This is a genomic window from Paenarthrobacter nitroguajacolicus, assembly GCF_029952445.1.
In the GTDB taxonomy this organism is placed as follows: domain Bacteria; phylum Actinomycetota; class Actinomycetes; order Actinomycetales; family Micrococcaceae; genus Arthrobacter; species Arthrobacter nitroguajacolicus_B.
Genome location: NZ_JAQPPK010000037.1, coordinates 21950 through 40382 on the forward strand (window position 1 = coordinate 21950; position 18433 = coordinate 40382).

At 63.4% G+C, this 18433-nt stretch carries 17 protein-coding genes and 1 riboswitch; of the genes, 10 read left to right on the plus strand and 7 right to left on the minus strand.

What is annotated here, in order from left to right:
• Nucleotides 1-84: 84 nt before the first annotated feature.
• Genes PJL15_RS20475 through PJL15_RS20485 form a run of 3 tightly spaced genes read right to left on the minus strand, consistent with a single transcriptional unit; the run spans nucleotide 85 to nucleotide 3701 of the window.
• Nucleotides 85-1635, minus strand: a complete 1551-nt coding sequence (locus PJL15_RS20475) for an APC family permease (protein ID WP_281452973.1) — start codon at nucleotides 1633-1635, stop codon at nucleotides 85-87.
• A gap of 12 nt (nucleotides 1636-1647) precedes the next feature.
• Entirely contained in the window at nucleotides 1648-2673 is a 1026-nt protein-coding gene (locus PJL15_RS20480; protein WP_281452974.1) for an agmatine deiminase family protein, read from the minus strand.
• On the minus strand, nucleotides 2670-3701 hold the full coding sequence (locus PJL15_RS20485; protein WP_281452975.1) for a nitrilase-related carbon-nitrogen hydrolase: 1032 nt from the start codon (nucleotides 3699-3701) through the stop codon (nucleotides 2670-2672). The genes PJL15_RS20480 and PJL15_RS20485 overlap by 4 nt, the downstream gene beginning before the upstream one ends.
• Before the next feature lie 205 nt (nucleotides 3702-3906).
• On the opposite strand from PJL15_RS20485, the gene PJL15_RS20490 reads away from it, so the two are divergent.
• Complete coding sequence (locus PJL15_RS20490; protein WP_281452976.1) at nucleotides 3907-5409, plus strand: HNH endonuclease; 1503 nt, start codon at nucleotides 3907-3909, stop codon at nucleotides 5407-5409.
• Here the strand turns inward: PJL15_RS20490 and map are convergent.
• Nucleotides 5406-6182 (minus strand): type I methionyl aminopeptidase, encoded by a 777-nt coding sequence (gene map, locus PJL15_RS20495; protein ID WP_281452977.1) that lies wholly within the window; start codon nucleotides 6180-6182, stop codon nucleotides 5406-5408. The genes PJL15_RS20490 and map overlap by 4 nt on opposite strands.
• Before the next feature lie 68 nt (nucleotides 6183-6250).
• Here map and PJL15_RS20500 point away from each other — a divergent pair, with 68 nt between their 5' ends.
• On the plus strand, nucleotides 6251-6553 hold the full coding sequence (locus PJL15_RS20500; RefSeq protein WP_281452978.1) for a helix-turn-helix domain-containing protein: 303 nt from the start codon (nucleotides 6251-6253) through the stop codon (nucleotides 6551-6553).
• A 44-nt stretch (nucleotides 6554-6597) separates the two neighbouring features.
• On the opposite strand, the gene PJL15_RS20505 is transcribed toward PJL15_RS20500, so the two are convergent.
• Complete coding sequence (locus PJL15_RS20505; protein WP_281452979.1) at nucleotides 6598-7185, minus strand: helix-turn-helix domain-containing protein; 588 nt, start codon at nucleotides 7183-7185, stop codon at nucleotides 6598-6600.
• A gap of 102 nt (nucleotides 7186-7287) precedes the next feature.
• On the opposite strand from PJL15_RS20505, the gene PJL15_RS20510 reads away from it, so the two are divergent.
• Both PJL15_RS20510 and PJL15_RS20515 read left to right on the plus strand, forming a co-directional pair.
• A complete protein-coding gene (locus tag PJL15_RS20510; protein ID WP_281452980.1) occupies nucleotides 7288-8274 on the plus strand; it encodes an NAD(P)/FAD-dependent oxidoreductase in 987 nt (328 codons plus the stop codon).
• A gap of 64 nt (nucleotides 8275-8338) precedes the next feature.
• A complete protein-coding gene (locus tag PJL15_RS20515; RefSeq protein ID WP_281452981.1) occupies nucleotides 8339-8551 on the plus strand; it encodes a hypothetical protein in 213 nt (70 codons plus the stop codon).
• 81 nt (nucleotides 8552-8632) lie between these two features.
• Here PJL15_RS20515 and PJL15_RS20520 read toward each other — a convergent pair whose 3' ends face one another.
• On the minus strand, nucleotides 8633-9874 hold the full coding sequence (locus PJL15_RS20520) for an amidohydrolase (protein WP_281452982.1): 1242 nt from the start codon (nucleotides 9872-9874) through the stop codon (nucleotides 8633-8635).
• Between the two features lie 91 nt (nucleotides 9875-9965).
• Between PJL15_RS20520 and PJL15_RS20525 the strand changes: the two genes are divergently transcribed.
• Entirely contained in the window at nucleotides 9966-10625 is a 660-nt protein-coding gene (locus tag PJL15_RS20525; protein WP_281452983.1) for a cyclodeaminase/cyclohydrolase family protein, read from the plus strand.
• A gap of 3 nt (nucleotides 10626-10628) precedes the next feature.
• Here PJL15_RS20525 and PJL15_RS20530 read toward each other — a convergent pair whose 3' ends face one another.
• Nucleotides 10629-12179: an MFS transporter gene (locus tag PJL15_RS20530; RefSeq protein ID WP_281452984.1), complete on the minus strand. Its 1551-nt coding sequence runs from the start codon at nucleotides 12177-12179 to the stop codon at nucleotides 10629-10631.
• A gap of 73 nt (nucleotides 12180-12252) precedes the next feature.
• On the opposite strand from PJL15_RS20530, the gene PJL15_RS20535 reads away from it, so the two are divergent.
• From PJL15_RS20535 to PJL15_RS20555, 5 genes are all read left to right on the plus strand, one after another.
• Nucleotides 12253-12792, plus strand: a complete 540-nt coding sequence (locus tag PJL15_RS20535) for a TetR/AcrR family transcriptional regulator (protein WP_281452985.1) — start codon at nucleotides 12253-12255, stop codon at nucleotides 12790-12792.
• A gap of 93 nt (nucleotides 12793-12885) precedes the next feature.
• A riboswitch (glycine riboswitch) is annotated at nucleotides 12886-12983 on the plus strand.
• 178 nt (nucleotides 12984-13161) lie between these two features.
• The gene (gcvP, locus tag PJL15_RS20540) at nucleotides 13162-16008 is read left to right on the plus strand and encodes an aminomethyl-transferring glycine dehydrogenase (RefSeq protein ID WP_281452986.1); all 2847 of its coding nucleotides are present in this window, start codon (nucleotides 13162-13164) and stop codon (nucleotides 16006-16008) included.
• A gap of 12 nt (nucleotides 16009-16020) precedes the next feature.
• A complete protein-coding gene (gene gcvT / locus PJL15_RS20545; RefSeq protein WP_281452987.1) occupies nucleotides 16021-17154 on the plus strand; it encodes a glycine cleavage system aminomethyltransferase GcvT in 1134 nt (377 codons plus the stop codon).
• 34 nt (nucleotides 17155-17188) lie between these two features.
• Nucleotides 17189-17575, plus strand: a complete 387-nt coding sequence (gcvH, locus tag PJL15_RS20550) for a glycine cleavage system protein GcvH (RefSeq protein ID WP_281452988.1) — start codon at nucleotides 17189-17191, stop codon at nucleotides 17573-17575.
• A 304-nt stretch (nucleotides 17576-17879) separates the two neighbouring features.
• A partial coding sequence (locus tag PJL15_RS20555) for a serine dehydratase beta chain (RefSeq protein WP_281452989.1) occupies nucleotides 17880-18433 on the plus strand: 554 nt, incomplete at its 3' end.

Genomic DNA, 18433 nt, shown 5'->3' on the forward strand with positions numbered 1-18433 from the left:
GTGAGGCCCAGATAGCGGGAAAGCTGCCAGTTCGCACGGAAGTTTCCGGGCGAACTGGCAGCTTTCCAGCGTTTTCGGCGCAGCTTACTCCGGGACCACCAGCGCCGGAGTATCCTTCCGGATGGTCTCGCCCCGGAAGAAGCCGGGCCGCATGCGGGACTGGACCAGCATGACCACGGCACCCAAGGCCAGGATTCCGATGCCGAGGATAAACACGAGTCCCACGCCAAAGATCTCCGAGCCACTGCCGAACTCCGGATCCCAGCTGTCCATCGCGGTCTGCAGGAACACCACGAACAGGCCAACGCCGCCCAACACCGGGCAAACCAACCGAAGGAAGAAGTTGCGGACACTGCTGAACACGCTGTTGCGGAAGTACCAGGCACAAGCGATGGCCGTGAGCCCGTAGTAGAAGCAGATCATCAGGCCCAGGGCCAGGATGGTGTCGTTGAGGACGTTCTCGCTGATCACGTGCATCACCGCGTAGAAGCCCGCGGACAGGACGCCGGCCGCGACGGTGGCGAAGCCCGGCGTCGAGAACTTCTTGCTCATGTGGCTGAAACGCTCCGGCAGGGCCCCGTAGTGCGCCATGGCGAGCAAGCTGCGGGACGGCGAGGTGAAGGTGGACTGCAGGGAAGCAGCCGAGCTGGAAAGCACCGCAAGGGACATGAGGATCGCGAACGGCCCCATGACCGGGGAGGCCAGTGCTGTGAACACGTTGGCGTGGTTCTCGGGGTTGTTCAGCCCGATTCCGGTATCGCCGACGCCGGCAAACATCATGGTGGCAATGGTGACCAGCAAGTAGATGCCCAGGACAATGACTGCCGTCAGGGTGCCCGCGGCACCTGCGGTTTTCTTGCCGTTGGCTGTTTCCTCGTTCACGGTCAGGCACACGTCCCAACCCCAGTAGACGAAGATCGAGAGTGAAATGCCTGCGGCGATCTGGCCGAAGGTCTCAACCTTGGTGACGTCGAACCATTCCCAGCTGAAGGGAACGGCAGTCTCGGAGGTGGACCAGTTGGCGAATGCCATGGCGACGAAAATTCCCAGAACCAACAGCTGGAAGCCGACCAGGCCGTACTGGACGATCTTGGTGGTGTGCAGGCCGCGGTAGCTGATCCAGACGGCCAGCGCCACGAAGACGAAACACGTGGCTACGTTGAGGAGCTTGTTCGATGCAAGATCCGCCAATTCAGGGGAACCGGTAGCTTGCGCAAGAAACAGGTAGAAGAAGTCCACCGCGACACCGGCAAGATTGGACAGGACGATGATGTTGGCAGCCAACAGGCCCCAACCGCCCATCCAGCCCACCCAAGGACCAAACGCCTTGGTGACCCAGGTGAACGTGGTGCCGCTGTCCGGGGAGTCCGCATTGAGCTCCCTGTAGGCCAGCGAGACCAGAATCATCGGAATGAATCCGATAAGGAAAATGACGGGCAACTGCAGCCCGACTTCATTGACGGTTGGGCCGAGCGCACCGGTGAGGGTGTACGCCGGGGCGATGGTTGAAATGCCAAGAACGACGACGGCGAGGAGCCCCAACTGCCCCGTCTTCAGTCCCTTGCCGCTGATGTCGTGCGACTCTGCAGCGGCGCTGGTGCTTTTCGAGGCACCGGCACGGATTGTCTGGCTCATGAAGGGCCCTTTCTAGATGGCCGAAGGCTGCTGCTGCGTGATGCAGTGGATGCCGCCGCCCCGGGCGAAGAGTTCGCGCGCGTCAACACTGACAACGCGGCGCCCCGGGTAGGCATCGGCGAGAATGCGGAGTGCTTTCTCGTCCGTGGGGTCGTTGAAACTGCAGGCGATGACTCCGCCGTTGACTACAAGGTGGTTGATGTAGCTGTAGTCCACGTAACCCTCGTCGTCAGTGAGGGCTTCCGGGGCGGGAACTTCGATGATGTTCCATTCCCGTCCGGCTGCGTCATGGGTGGTGCGCAGGAAGTCGATGATTTCCCGGGAAACCTTGTAATCCGGGTGTTCGGGATTCTGCTGGGAGTGGACCAGCAGGGTTCCCGGGCTGGGGATGGCGGCCACGATATCCACGTGGCCACGGGTTCCGAACTTCTCCGAGTCGCGGGTCAGGCCCCGGGGCAGCCACACCACGTGTGTTGCGCCGATGGTCCGGGCCAGCTCCTGCTCGATGTCGGACTTGGTCAGGCCGGGGTTGCGGCCTTGGTCCAGTTGGACGGTCTCGGTGACGAGGACTGTGCCCTCACCGTCAACCTGGATGCCGCCGCCCTCGTTCACGATCCCGGACGGGATATGCGTTGCGCCGGCGCGGTTGGTGATGTTGGCGGCGATCAACGAATCCTTGTCCCAGGTGGCCCAGTCCTGGCCACCCCATCCGTTGAAGATCCAGTCCACGGCTCCGAGCTGTTTGTTCGCATCCAGCACGAACGAGGGCCCGATGTCCCGCATCCAGGCATCGTTCAGCTCAGCGGTAAGTACCTCAACGCGAGGGTCGAGGTAGCGCGCGGCCGTTTCGACGTCGTCGGGCGCTACCACCATGGTGACAGGCTCGAACTCAAGGATGGCGTTGGCGACGGCGGCCCACGTCGAGCGCGCGGCGTGCGCCTCTTCCTCGGTGTCCCCCAAGGTGTAGCCGCCGGTGGGGAACGCCATCCAGACGCGGTCCTGTTGAGCCGTCTCGGACGGCATGCGCCAGGCGCTCATGCGGATACTGCCTGGGGCTGCCGGCTTACAACGGGGCTGGAGCCGAGAGGTGCGTCCGCGTTCACCGGTTCGGTGAGGCGGGCGTACGTTTCGGGGCGGCGGGTGGCCAGGAAGGGGAAGAGGGTGAGCCAATCCTTGCGCTGGTCGAGGTCAAGGTCGGCCACCAGGACGGCGGATTCGTCACGGGGTGCCTGGGCCAGGATCCGGCCGTAGGGGTCCGAGATGAAGGAAGAGCCGTAGAAGTTCAGGGTGCCCTCGTTGCCGTAGCGGTTGGGGGCGATCATGAAGAGGCCGTTGGCGATACCGTTGCCCACGATGACCTGCTGCCACAGTGGCTGCGTGTCGAAGTCCGGGTGGTCCGGTTCGGAGCCGATCGCCGTCGGGTAGACCAGGATTTCGGCACCGCCCAGGGAGTACATACGGGCGAGCTCGGGGAACCATTCATCCCAGCAGGTGGGCATGCCCAGGCGGGCGCCGCCAAGTTCTGCCGGTGCGTGGACAGCGTAGGCATCTTCGGCTTCGGGGCCCTTGCGGAAGAACTTGTCCTCGTAGTAGCCAGCCGTGACGGGGATGTGCAGCTTGTGCGTGCGGGCGAGCAATTCTCCTGCGGGGGAGACCAGGATTGCCGTGTTCAGGCCAAGGCCGTCGTCCGTGCCATCCGGGTTTTCGGCCCTCTGGTACAGCGAGGCGTGAACGGAAATGCCGTATTTCCGGGCAGCCTCAGCGGCGAAAGTGAAGGTGGGGCCTGTCAACAGGTCCTCGGTGATGTCCGAAGGCCGGATGCCCGCGGCGGGGTCGTTCTTCGGCTTGGTATCGGCGGGGTAGCGGGAGAGCGTCAGTTCAGGCAGGAAAACAACGGTGGCTCCCAGCTTGGCTGCGCGTTCAATCCCCTCGGTAAGTTCGGCGTGGAGGGCGGCTTGGTCAGCATGCCAGCGGTGCTGGACGACGCCGACGCGAAGCGGCGTTCGCGTGGAGGGCTCGGTGCGGGCCAGGGAAGTGGGGGCTTCGAGGCAGGTTATTTCAATCATGGTGGCATGTACTCCGGTGAGACGACAGTCACTAAATGAATAGCGTTCATTTAGTATGGCGTCAGTCACGCCCGAGCGCAAGGGGAAAATGAATCGGAATCGTTTATGACGGTGGTCCGGGGTGGTTTTGTTCTGGACTTTGGGGTTTTCCACATAGGGCGGTTGGTGCCTTCTGTGCTCTTTTGGGGGCTGGAAGAGTTGGGGTATGGAGCAGATTCGGGGCTGGCAAGCGGGCGCAGCGGTAGGTGAGCCTGATCCTGTCGCGGGTCTATTGTCCCTGGAGGCGACACCCCGGGTTTCTGATCTCATCGTACTTTTGGGTGCCGTCCGTCTCGGCGACGGGAGCGGTGAGTTGATTGATCAGCTCCGTGCTCTGGAGGAGCTGAAGTCCGCCATCACCGCTTTGCAGGCGAGGGTGGCGGTGGCGTTCGATGTGGGTGTGCGCGCCGGCCAGGCTGCGGCGGGTGTTCCAGTGTCCGAGCGCGGCAATGATGTGGGAGCCCAGGTTGCGTTGGCGCGGCGGGAGTCGCCGAACAAGGGCTCGCGGCTCCTCGGGCTGGGGAAGGCTCTTGTCACGGAGATGCCGCACACGATGGCCGCCCTCGAATCAGGGCTCTTGAATGAGTGGCGGGCTACGTTGCTGGTGAGGGAAACAGCCTGTTTGTCTGTGGAGGACCGGGCCGCGGTTGATGCGGAACTGGCTGCCGATGCGGGGACTTTTGAGGGGGTCGGGGACAAGGAGATCATCGCCGCGGCGCGGGCTGCGGCGTATCGGCGGGATCCCCGGTCGGTGGCCCAGCGTGCGGCCCGTGCCGCGTCCGACCGGACCGTGGACTTGCGCCCTGCCCCGGATACCATGACGGTCCTGACCGCGTTGCTGCCGGCTGCCCAAGGTGTCGCGGTTTATGCGGCGTTGTCGCGGGCGGCGGACTCTGGCCGGTCCCGTGCAGGGGCCAGCTCCGGTGGGGAGCGGACCCGGAGCCAGGTCATGGCCGACACCCTCGTGGAGCGTCTGACCGGTAAACCCGGCGGGATCAGCGGTGTCGAGGTCCAGCTCGTCATGACGGACCGGACTTTGTTCCAGGGCGAGAGTGAACCGGCGAGGCTTCAGGGCTACGGCATCGTCCCGGCCCACTGGGCACGCGAGTTCACCAACCCCACGCCGGCGGGCGACCCCGAATGCGCAGCCAGCACCGTAGGGCGGTCAGGGGCCACTGTGCGGGATCCTGAGTACGGCGTCTGGTTGCGGCGGCTCTACACCGCCCCAACCACCGGGGAGCTGCTGACCACGGATTCCAAATCACGGCTCTTCCCACCGAGGCTGCGACGCTTCATTGAGACCCGCGATGCCACCTGCCGCACACCGTACTGCGACGCGCCCATCCGGCACATCGACCACGTCGTGCCCTGGCGCGAGGGCGGAGCCACCACACTGGAGAACGGCGCCGGGCTCTGCGAAGCGTGCAACCACACCAAAGAACACCCCGGCTGGACCGCAACCACCGCCCAGGGCAACGCCAACCCCGAAACCCGCCACACCCTCAAACTCCAAACACCCACCGGACACACCTACCAATCAAAAGCCCCACCACTACCAGGACACGGAGCCGTTCCGGAGAAGGAGACGGAGCCGCATCTGGAGCCTGAATCCAGTGAGGTTCAGCAGCATCCTTCCGCCGAGGATCTACTGCCAGCGGTGTTGACCTAAGCCACTGTGGGCAGGGTGAGTATTTCGGCTCCATCATGGGTGATCGCGATGGTGTGCTCACTGTGGGCCGTCCGGCAACCCGTGACGCTGCGAAGTGTCCAGCCATCCGGGTCCGTGACCAGTTGGGCTGTATCGGCCATGACCCAGGGCTCCAAAGCGAGGAGTAGGCCGGGGCGGAGCTTGTAGCCCCGTCCCGGCCGGCCCATGTTGGGGACGTGCGGCTCCTGGTGCATGGTTGATCCGATCCCGTGGCCACCAAACTCAGTGTTCACGGGGTAACCGGCTTCGCTGAGAACTGAGCCGATGGCGTAGGAAAGGTCACCGATGCGGGCGCCGGGTCGGGCCGCCGCTATGCCAGCACGCAAGGCACGTTCGGTTACCTCGATCATGGCCACACTCTCGGCGGGTTTCGTGTCGCCGACGATGAAGCTGATGGCAGAATCGGCGGCGATTCCGTCCAGGGAAACGGCGAGGTCCAGTGTCAGGAGGTCGCCATCGGCCAGGGCGTAGTCCCGCGGCAGGCCGTGGAGGACGGCATCATTGACGCCTGTGCAGATGTAATGGCCGAAGGGTCCGCGCCCAAAGGACGGAGCGTAGTCCACGTAGCAAGATACTGCGCCGGCTTCCAGGATCATGGCCTTGGCCCACTGGTCGATGTCCAAGAGGTTGGTCCCAACAGTGCAACGGTTTTTCAGGGTGTGCAGGATGTTGGCCACCAATGCCCCTGCAGCTTTTGCGCGTGTCAGTTCGCCGGTGCTGAGGATCTCGATCATGCGGAACCTTTCTGGGGTATTTCCAATAACTATCCCGGCCATATTATCCCGGTATTAGAATTGGAGCCATGGTCAGGTTGCCACTAACACCCGCAGAGGCCGAGCGTGGACAGCGTCTTGGTGCGCTGTTACGTCGAGCGAGGGGAACGCGCTCAATGCTGGAGATCGCTCTGGATGCCCGCGTTTCCCCGGAAACGCTGCGCAAAATCGAGTCCGGCCGGGTCGCTACTCCTGCCTTTCCCACAGTGGCCGCGATTGCCGACGCACTTGGCCTGTCGCTCGATCAGCTATGGACCGAGATCAACCAGCCTGACGCAGGCATGGACACCGGCATTCAGCGCCGTAGTGCCAAAGAATTCCTGGCCTCATAGTCCGCCAGCTTCTAAGTCCGCCAGCTCCTTAGTCCGCGAGCCCGCTAATCCTGCCGCTTGGGTCGCGCCCGGACGTGCAGCCGTTCGCCTTGCTGGCCAAAGAGCGTCAAAAGTTCCACGGGCTCGGAGGTGGCGCTGGCGAACCAATGCGGGGTGCGTGTGTCGAACTCCGCCACTTCACCGGGTTTGAGGATGAAGTCGTTTTCGCCCAGGACCAGCCGGAGTTTTCCGTTGAGGATATACATCCAGTCGTAGCCCTCATGGGATTGCGGCTCCGGGACCTCCTTGCCTGTGCCACTTTTCAACACCATCTTGAATGCTTGTATCCCGCCGGGCCTGCGGGTGAGGGGGAGTGCGGTGCCCCAGTGGTGAACATGGGGCTTGAGGTGGATGCGTGGATCTCCAGTTTCCGGCGCGTCAATCAACTCTTCAAGCGGGACCTGGTGGAGCCGCGCTATCGGAAGCAACAGCTCAAGGGTGGGCTTCCGTTGACCCGACTCCAGCCGCGACAACGTGCTGACAGAGATGCCGGTCCCTTCAGAAGCTTCGGCGAGCGTAAGGTTCCGCTGGTTCCGCATCGCGCGCAGGCGCGGGCCGACGGCGTCGAGCATTGCTGTGAGATCGGTAGTCATGATCCCAGTTTGCCATATCGGCAACTTTTCTTGCTGAATACTTTGTTGCTGCCCAACCATGGAAGGAGCGGTGAATGGCCGTTCGAAGTTGATGGAGGCACAGTGAACAGGCTCGAAAACAAACAGTTGGCCAACGAGTACCAAGTCGTGGTGATCGGAGGTGGCGCAGCCGGGTTAAGTGCCGCTGTCACGCTCGGCAGGGCCCTACGGTCCGTTTTGGTGATCGACGCCGGCGAACCCCGGAACGCTCCTGCCGCCGGAGTCCACGGCTTCCTGTCCAGGGACGGCATCAATCCCAAGGAGCTCTTGGAACTCGGACGGGAGGAGGCGCTCGGATACGGGGTAGACATCGTGAATGGAGTCGCCATTGCGGCACGTGCGACGTCGGCGGCTGAGGAAGGCGCGGAGCTCTCCTTTGAGGTGGAGTTGGGGGAGGGGCGGACAGTCAAGGCGCAGCGGCTGCTGATTACTACCGGGCTTACGGATGTGCTGCCTGAGATTGAGGGCATCCACGAGAGGTGGGGTCGAGACGTCCTGCACTGCCCGTACTGCCATGGCTGGGAAGTGCGGAACGCGGCGATCGGGATTCTGGGCGCGGGACCCATGTCCCTGCACCAGACGATGCTGTTTCGGCAGTGGAGTCCGGATATCACGCTGTTCCTCAATGACATCATTGAGCCGACAGACGAGGAATGGGAGCAGTTGGCCGCCCGGTCCATCAACGTTGTCGAGGGAAAAGTTCGGTCACTCGAGGTGGTCAATGATGCGCTGACTGGTGTCGTCTTGGCCTCGGGAGCAGTCATCCCTGTGGCAGCGGTAGTGACGGGCGCCAGGCTGGAGGCTCGGTCCGCGGTGCTGGAATCCCTTGGCGTTCCGGTAGTGGAACACCCCATGGGAGTTGGTCGCCACGTCGAAGTGAACCCCCTGGGCGGGGCCACGTCGGTGCCGGGAGTGTGGGCTGCCGGAAATGTAGTCGACCTCATGGGACAGGTCATGGCATCGGCCGCTTCGGGCGTCATGGCTGGAGCTGCGATCAACGCCCACCTTGTGGCTGAGGAGACAAGGCTGGCGGTGGAGGCTGCCCGATAAAAAATGGTCGACGTACGCCCGGAGTGCGAGGACTATTAAAGGATCGCCACTAAAGGAGGTTGGCATGTGCTACGCGTACTATGACGACTTCGAGCGGCGCACGAAGAAGGACTCCGCGCGCAAGCCCGAGACCCGCACCACCGAGGCCAAAGAGCCTGCTGCCCCGGCTGAGACCAGCCGCGGGACGGAAGGAACACTATGGACCTTCCTGGCACGCCGTCGCCGTGAGCCTGAGGTTTACGAACCGAAGGTGGACCGCATCCACGAGAAAGTCTAGGAAACACCTGGGCTGGAACGAACAGTAGATCCGCACAGAGGCGCCGGGCTACCGGCGCCTTTTCCATGGCGGCCGCCCCGCTTAGCTGTTCTGGTCGCCCAAGTGCGATGAGCCCAGGTACTCCAGGGCTGCGGTCACGAGCGCCTCCGTTCCCTTGGCCAGCGTGGGCTGGATCAAAGGGGCGAAGTAGGGTGAGTGGTTGGACGGGATGTCCTCGGGGAGCCGGCCGGTAGTGGCCCATTCCCTGAAGAGTTCAGGATCCGCGCCACCAAGGAACCAGAACACCAAGGGCGCGTCGGCACCCTTGGCCAGGGCTCCCACATCTTCGCTGCCCGATACGGGTCCCGGGTCAATGACCTGCGTCGCCCCGAACCGTGCCTTGAACGCCGCGGTGATTCTGCCTGCCGCCGATTCGTCGTTGACCGTCAGCGGGAAGTGCTCCTCGAAATGGATTTCCGGGTCCTTGGGAGCGCCGGAGGCTGTCGCTTCGCCTTGCACGATGCGTTCAATCGAGCCGAGGATCTTGTCCCTGGTGGAGTCGCTGAAAGTGCGGACGCTGAGGCCCAGGGTTGCAGTCTCGGGGATGATGTTGTTCTTCGTTCCGGAGTGGATCTGCCCAACGGTCACCACGGCGGAGTCACTGGCGGCGAGCTCACGCGACACAATGCCCTGCAAGCGGACTGTGGCGGCAGCGGCCATGAGGACGGGATCAACAGTGGTTTCGGGACGGGATCCGTGTCCGCCTCGTCCGTGCAGGGTGACGTTAAGGGAGTCCGCTGAAGCCATGGTGACGCCTGCCCGGATGCCGAACCAACCAGCGGGGAAGGGCGCAACATGCTGTCCGAGGACCACATCCGGCTTGGGCACTGTGTCGTAGAGGCGGTCGGTCACCATGGCTTTCGCGCCGCCACCCCATTCTTCGGCAGGCTGGAACACGGCAATGAGGGTTCCTTGCCACTGGTCACGCTGCCCGGCAAGCGATTCGGCCGCTCCGACCAGGCAACTGACGTGGACATCGTGGCCGCAGGCATGCATAACCGGGACATCGTTGCCGTCGGGGTCTACACCCATGGCGTTACTTGCGTAGGCCAGCCCGGTGGATTCCTTGACCGGGAGGGCATCCATGTCCGCCCGGAGCATTACGACGGGTCCGGGGCCGTTCTCCAAAAGGCCCACCACGCCGGTTTTGCCGATGTTGCGGTGAACCGTGAATCCCAGGTTTTCCAAGTGCCCGGCGGCGATCCTGGCAGTCCGGGTCTCCTGGAAAGACAACTCCGGGTTGGCGTGCAGGTCTTTGTAAAGTTCTTCGAGGTCAATGGTCATGGTTCTACCCTCTTCGTTCGACGCCTTCGGTCTGGCCAGTGTATCCACCCGGTATGTGCGAAGACTGAACAGTCGCGGCAGACTGGATGGCATGAGCAAAGCCCAACCCGTCACCACGCAGAGTTCCACAGTTGAGGACTGGACTAAAGCCTTGGCAGAGTCGAGCGGTTCGCCCGGTGGTGGTGCCGGGACCGGGGTGATGCTCTCCATTGCGGCTGCCCTGACCTCCATGGTGGCTGGCTATACGGAGCCCGAAGACCATGAGCGGGACGAGCTTTCTGCCATTCACGCCAGGGCCAAGGAGCTCAGGAAAACTGCCCTCCAGCTCGCGGACGACGACGCCGCTGCTTCCGACGCCTTCGGGGCCGCGTTCCGCCTTGACCCCGGTCCGGAACGCGAGGAGGCCATTCACCGCGCCTCTGTGGAAGCAGCCAAGGCCTCCGCTGTCTTGGGCGAGCGCGCTATGAAGGCCATCGAAGACCTTGGCTGGCTTGCATCCCATGGCAACCCAGCCCTCATCGCCGATGTTGTGGTGGGGTTTGGCGCCCTGAGGGCGGCAATTGCTGGGGCCCGGACCAACGTGAGCTTTGACCTGGCGTCCCTGACCTCCGCGGGGACTCCGCTTGAGGAGGTCAGGGAGCAGCACCCCGGTCTGTGGACCACTGTTGGCAAGCTCAGCGATGCCCTTGACCGAATCGACCAACTGACTGCCGGCGTCGACAACATGGCCGCACCTACCGAAGCGGTGTAGTTCCTACTTCGCTTTGGGAACCTTGCGGAGTACGACGGCGGCCATCACTGCCGCACCGGCCATCAATACCAGCCCAATCGCCGCAGTGATGTGGACGCCGGAGTCGAAGGCTATCCGGGCGGCGGTGGTCAATGCCTCGGACAGCTGGGTGGGCAGGCCGGATGCAGCGTCAACTGCGCCGGCGAGGGTTTCCCCGGACTTCCTCGCAGCTTCGGTGGGTACGCCGTCGGGAATGACGAGGTTGTGCTGGTAGGACGCCGTGAGGATCGAACCGAGCACCGCAGTTCCCATGAGTGAACCGAGTTCGTAGCCGGTCTCGGAGATGGCAGAGGCCGCTCCGGACTTGTCTGCCGGCACGGAAGCCAGGATCAAGTCGTTCGAGATGGTCTCCGCGGCGCCAACTCCCACTGCCAGCACCGTCAGGGCTGCGAGGAGGAATACGGGTCCACTGCCGTGGTCGCCCATGACAGCCACCAGATACCCGACTGCGCTTAGCGTCAGTCCGCCAGCCACAACAAAACCAGGCCTGACTTTCCTGACGAGCGGTACCACCAGCAGGCCGGCGACCACGGTCGCCAGGAGCGCTGGGATCATGGCGATTCCGGCCTCCATGGGGGACTGCCCTTCAACCAACTGCAGGTGCTGGGCGAAGAAGTAGATGAAGCCCGTCATGGAGAACAGGGACAGGATGTTGGCCACGATCGCGGTGCTGAACACTTTGTTCTTGAACAAGCCAACGTCCAGCATGGGGCTTTCGATCCTCTGCTGGCGGCGGACGAACAGGATGCCCATCACCAGGCCGAAGCCCATGAAAGCAACTGCCGACGCTCCGAAGCCGTGGACTGCGAATTCCTTGATGCCGTACACGAAGGGCGCCATGGTGATGACCGACAGGACAATGCTGGGTACGTCGACCCGGCCAGGGTTGGCGTCCTTGGATTCAGGAATCAGTACCTTGCCAAAGGCAAGGAGCGGCAGGAGCAGGAAGGCTGCCACCAGGAAGACTGCGCCCCACCAGAAGTGCTCAACCAGCCAGCCGCCGAAGATGGGACCGAGGGCAGCGCCGCCGGAAAAGCCTGCAGCCCACACCGCGATAGCGAGCCGCCTGCGGTTGGGATCGGTAAAGATGTTCCGGATCAAGGACAACGTTGACGGCATCAACATGGCACCGAAGACGCCGAGTGCGGCCCGTCCGGCAATCAGCCATTCAGCGGATGGCGCGAAGGCTGTAGCAGCCGAAACGGCAGCGAAACCTGTGCTGCCCAGCAGGAGCAACCGGCGTCGTCCGATCCTGTCCCCGAGGTTGCCCATGGAAACCAGGAGGGCCGCCAACACCAGCGGATACGCGTCCACGATCCACAAGAGCTGTATGCCGCCGACGTCCAGGGAACGGGCGATTTCGGGCAGGGCGAAGGTGAGGGCGGTGTTATCGACGGCCACCAGCAGCACCGGAAACATCAGCAATGCCAGGGCCGTCCAGTCGCGCCACGGAGCTGCCTTGCCCAGGGATGGACGTGCGGAACGGGGTGCTTGGGTGGAGGACGGCGAGAACATGACTCTAACTGTACCGTCCAGACGGTATAGTTTCAAATGGAATCCCAGCCAGCCTTTAGGGAATGATGTACACATGCCACGAAAACCAGTTGCCCGGGACGCTGTCCTGGATGCCTACGAATCCCTCCTCATCGAGGTGGGGGAGCGGGCGGCCACCCTCGACGCCGTTGCAAAGGGGGCTGGGGTCTCCAAGGGCGGGCTGCTGTACCACTTCCCCAACAAGGAAGCCCTGATCAGCGCCCTGCTGGAGCGCCTGGATGAGCTGGCGCAGGAGGACATAGAGCGGATGAAGGCGGCGCCGGACGGTGCAGCCGCGTACTTCATCCGCACTTCGCTGTGGGGTGGGACCCCCATGGACCGGGCTTTCGTGGCCGCGACCCGCCTGGCCGAGGTGGCGCACGAAGAAACCCGTCGCAGGTTCGCCGGAATTCAGCGGCAATGGCTGGGCGTGCTGGCTGAGGACGTCGGACCGGAGGTCGCCAAGGCTGTCAGCTACATGGGTGACGGGCTGTATTTCAATGCGATGTTCGAAGGCGGGCAGGACGCCGGCAACACTGACCGGGAGGCCGACGTCGAAATCCTGCTGGGAGTCTTGGACCGCCTGCGGAAGTGACGCTGCATGCATTTGCCGCAGGGCTCTGAACGTAGGACAATTAACCCTTGTGGCGTGCCCAAAGCGGTGCCCATAGACAACTGAACATGCCTTTGATCTGCGGCGGGAGAGTCCTGCAGGCACGTGATGCAGGCGCCGTAGGAGCAAACCCTCCCCAGGAATCTCTCAGGCCCACGCACCGCCGCGGCGAGGCAACTCTGGAAAGCAGCAGGCACTCTGCGCCCTTGGCGTTGGATGCTGTGCTCACCGACGGTGCAAGCGATTCGTTGTGCGGACAACACGCGGAAACTCTCAGGTCCAATACAGAGCGGGGAGGAACCCGAGCCGCTGTGGCGTACCCAAACGCCGCCCAAGTATTGGAGTTCCTTCGTGACGGTTAGTTCTGCCTCCACCACCTTCGTCGATCGGCATATCGGCGCCCGCCGCCAGGCCGACATCGACACCATGCTTAAGTCAGTTGGTTTCGACTCCGTTGATTCGCTGGTCGACACCGCCGTTCCCAACGACATCCGCCAGGACGTTGCCCTGACCTTGCAGAACGCGCTGAGCGAAGTCGAGGTGCTGGCCGAGCTCCGCAAGCTCGCTTCCAAGAACAAGACCGCCGTCCAGATGATCGGCCAGGGCTACTACGACACCATCACCCCGCCGGTGATCCGCCGCAACATCCTCGAATCCCCGGCGTGGTACACGGCTTACACCCCCTACCAGCCGGAAATTTCCCAGGGCCGCCTCGAAGCGCTCCTGAACTTCCAGACCATGGTCCAGGACCTCGTTGGCCTGCCGATCGCCAATGCCTCCCTGCTGGACGAAGCAACTGCAGTAGCCGAAGCCGTGTTGATGATGCGCCGCGCGAACAAGAACAAGACAGCCCAGGACGGCAAGACGGTTCTCGACGCCGACTGCCTGCCGCAGACGATCGCCATCGTGAAGGGCCGCGCCGAAGCGCTCGGCTTCGAAGTAGAGGTCGCTGACTTGAGCGCAGGCCTCCCGGAAGGCGCCATCAACGGCGTCGTCCTCCAGCAGCCCGGCGTTTCCGGCCGCGTGTTCGACCACTCCGCCGTGATCGCCGAGGCCAAGGAACGCGGTGCGCTGGTCACCGTAGCCGCCGACCTCCTTTCCCTGACGCTCATTGCCCCTCCGGGCGAGCAGGGCGCTGACATCGCCGTCGGTTCCGCGCAGCGCCTGGGTGTGCCGCTGTTCTTCGGCGGCCCGCACGCTGCCTACATGGCCGTCCAGAAGGGCCTCGAGCGCTCCATGCCGGGCCGCCTGGTGGGTGTTTCCAAGGACGACGCCGGTGTCCCCGCCTACCGCTTGGCGTTGCAGACCCGCGAGCAGCACATCCGCCGTGAGAAGGCCACGTCCAACATCTGCACGGCCCAGGCTTTGCTGGCGATCGTCGCTTCGATGTACGCCGTCTACCACGGCCCCGAAGGCTTGAAGGCAATCGCCGAGACCGCCCACGGCCACGCCCGCACCCTTGCCTCATCGCTGAAGGCTGCCGGCGTCGAGGTCCTCCATGGTTCGTTCTTCGACACCGTCACGGTCCGCGTCCCGGGCAAAGCGGCGGAGATCATCGCCGCCGCCGAAGCCAAGGGGATCAACCTGCGCGGCATCGACGCCGATTTGGTGGGAATCTCCGTCGATGAAACGACTACGTCTGAGGTTGTCGGCGGTGTTCTTGATGTCTTTGGTGCTTCGGTTACCGACGCCGTGGAAGGCTTTGCACTGGAGGCTTCCGTTGAGCGCACGAGTGACTTCATGCAGCACCCCGTGTTCAACACCCACCGCTCCGAAACCCAGCTCCTGCGCTACATCCGGAAGCTCTCGGACCGCGACCTCGCACTGGACCGCACCATGATTCCGTTGGGTTCGTGCACCATGAAGCTCAACGCCACGGCTGAGATGGAAGCTATTTCCTGGCCGGAGTTCGCCTCCATCCACCCGTTCGCTCCGGATTCCCAGACGGCCGGCTGGCGCGAACTGATCGCCGACCTCGAGGCCCAGTTGACCGAGATCACCGGCTACGACCAGGTGTCCATCCAGCCGAACGCCGGCTCCCAGGGTGAGCTCGCCGGCCTGCTGGCCATCCGTGGCTACCACCTCTCCAATGGCGATGACCAGCGCAATGTTTGCCTGATCCCGGCCTCTGCCCACGGCACCAACGCTGCCTCGGCAGTACTGGCCGGCATGAAGGTGGTTGTTGTGGCGACGGCCCCCGATGGCACCATCGACCACGTTGACCTGAAGGCGAAGATCGAAGCCCACCGCGACGCCTTGTCGGCCATCATGATCACGTACCCGTCCACGCACGGTGTCTACGATGCCGACGTCCGCGAGGTCTGCGACGCGATCCACGAGGCCGGTGGCCAGGTCTACATCGACGGCGCCAACCTCAACGCCCTTGTTGGTTTGGCTCAGCCAGGCAAGTTCGGTGGCGACGTGTCCCACCTGAACCTGCACAAGACGTTCTGCATCCCGCACGGCGGTGGCGGTCCCGGTGTTGGCCCGGTTGCAGCCAAGGCGCACCTGGCTCCGTTCATGCCCGGCGATGCCGCGTCGTGGACCGAGGGCAAGGATGTCCCGATTTCGGCGTCCCGTTTCGGTTCCGCCGGCGTCCTCCCGATCTCCTGGGCGTACGTGAAGCTCATGGGTGGCAAGGGCCTGACCGAAGCCACCAAGTCCGCGCTGCTGGCCGCGAATTACATCGCGTCCCGTCTTAACGACCACTTCCCGGTCCTGTACACCGGCGAGGGCGGACTCGTGGCACACGAGTGCATCCTGGACCTCCGCGAACTGACCGCCAAGACAGGCGTCACCGCTGAAGATGTGGCCAAGCGCCTCATCGACTTCGGCTTCCACGCTCCCACCTTGGCGTTCCCGGTGGCCGGCACTTTGATGGTGGAGCCCACCGAGTCCGAGGACCTCGTGGAGATCGATCGCTTCATCGAAGCCATGATCACCATCCGCAAGGAAATCGACCAGGTTGCTGCCGGCGACTTCTCCGTGCAGGACTCCCCGCTTCGCCGCGCGCCCCACACGGCAGCCGCCGTCGTAAGTTCCGATTGGGACCGTGCGTACCCGCGCGAGCAGGCCGCCTTCCCCGTCCACCACCTGAAGCAGGACAAGTACTTCCCGCCGGTTGGCCGCATCGACGGCGCAGCAGGGGACCGCAACCTCGTCTGCTCCTGCCCTCCGATCGAAGACTTCGAGAACTAAGGGGTTCCCGCGATGACTGAGAACTACACAGCGCTCTACGAAGAGCACAAAAAGCTTGGCGCGTCCTTCACCGATTTCGGTGGCTGGCAGATGCCGCTCAAGTACAGCTCCGAGCTGGCCGAGCACCATGCAGTCCGCAAGTCGGCCGGCCTGTTCGACCTCTCCCACATGGGCGAAGTCTGGGTCACCGGCCCCCAGGCCGCAGAGTTTTTGGACTATGCCCTGGTAGGCAAGATCTCCGCCATGGCTGACGGCAAGGCCAAGTACTCGCTGATCTGCCAGGAAGACGGCGGAATTATCGATGACCTGATCGTTTACCGTCGCGGTGCGGAGAAGTTCCTCGTGGTGCCGAATGCGGGCAATGCAAAGGTTGTAGCTGGGGCGTTGTTGGAGCGTGCAGCAGGTTTCGATGTTGTGGTTGAGGACGCCTCCGCGTCCACTTCCCTCATCGCCGTCCAAGGTCCCCTCGCGGAAGCCATCCTCCTGCGTTTGGTTCCGGCCGAACAGCACGAACTGGTCACCGGGCTCAAGTACTACGCCGCCGTCGAGGTGACCTTCCTTATGGCAGGCAGCGGCCAGGACCTGCTCTTGGCGCGCACCGGATACACGGGTGAAGACGGTTTCGAGATCTTTGTTTCCAACGAATCCGCAGCCGCCCTGTGGCAGGCAATCACCGCCGTCGCCGAGGAAGGGGAACTGGTCCCCGCCGGCCTCGCATCCCGCGATTCGCTGCGCTTGGAAGCCGGTATGCCCCTGTACGGCAACGAACTCTCCCGCGAAGGCAACCCCTTCGCAGCAGGGCTCGGCCCCGTGGTCGCGTTGTCCAAGGAAGGCGACTTCGTAGGCAAGGATGCGCTGGCCGCGTTGAAGGCTGACGGCGCCGGGTCCACTACCGGACGCAAGCTGGTGGGTCTCAAGGGCCTGGGGCGTCGTGCTGGACGCGGCCACTACCCGGTGCTCAAAGACGGTGCCGTGGTGGGCGAAGTGACTTCGGGCCAGCCGAGCCCGACCCTTGGATACCCGGTGGCGTTGGCCTATGTCGACGTCGAATTTGCCGAGGTTGGTACGGCCTTGGACATCGACCTGCGTGGCAAGACGGAGTCTTTCGAAGTCGTTGCGCTACCGTTCTACAAGCGCCAAAAATAGCAAGTTTTTCATTCACCACACGTTAGGAAACAGAATGCCCAAAGTAGCGCCCGAACTTCAGTACTCCGACGAGCACGAGTGGGTCTCCCGCGGGGAGGGCAACTCGGTGTCAGTTGGTATTTCCGAGGTTGCCACCGACGCACTGGGCGACATCGTGTATGTTGACTTGCCCGAGGTCGGCTCCACTGTCACTGCCGGCGAGACCTGCGGCGAGGTTGAGTCCACCAAGTCCGTATCCGATCTCTACTCGCCCGTCACGGGTGAGGTCACGGAGATCAACGCCGCCGTTGTTTCGGACCCCGCCCTGATCAACAACGACCCCTACGGTGCAGGTTGGCTGTTCAAGGTCGCCGCTGAGTCCGACGGCCCGCTGCTCTCGGCCGAGGAATACGCCTCCAAGAATGGCGGAGACCTCTCCTAAGTACCTGAGGCGGCCCGATGGGGCCGCCGGTCCCATTGGGGCCACGTCCGGGCTCGTCCTCCCGCCGATTCGTTGGCCAGCTGCGGAATATGCCGTGAGCACGGCTTGTTCGGCAGCGAAGCCCCGAAACGGACTTCGCGGGCGTAGCGTGGATTGTAGTAACTGAATAACTTGCGACGCCGGGTTGCCGCCTTTGGGGGCCATCCGGCGTCGTGCTTCGGTCGACTTCCGTCACGAGCGGAAGTGGCCATCCGGCAGGACCATCTGCCGGACCGTTTCAAGCTGTATAAAAGGGATCCCGGCTATGGCTGTTGGTGTTTTCGATCTGTTCTCTGTGGGTATTGGTCCGTCGAGTTCGCATACTGTGGGGCCGATGCGGGCTGGTGCGGTGTTCGCTGGCGAGCTGAAGGACAGTGGTGTCCTGGGGTCGGTGGCGTCGTTGCGGGTGGACCTCTATGGCTCGTTGGCTGCCACGGGCCGTGGGCACGGGACGATGACTGCCACGTTGTTGGGTTTGGAGGGCTACCACCCTGAGCTGATCCTTCCCGAGGAAGTGGAGGAGCGGCTCGCTGCGATCGCGGAGACTGGGACCTTAAATCTTGCTGGTGCTTCCGGTGGGGGTGTGGAGTTGCCGTATGCGGTGGAGGATATGGTGTTGCATCCGTTGACGGTGTTGCCGCGGCATACGAATGGGATGAAGTTCGCTGTTTCCGATGCTGAGGGGAATGTCGTGAAGGAGGCGACGTTCTTTTCGGTCGGTGGTGGGTTCATTGTTCGTGAGGGTGAGGAGAACGCGGCGCAGCAGGAGTTGGAGGAGTCCAAGAAGGAGTTGCCGTTGCCGTTCCGGACGGCGGCGGA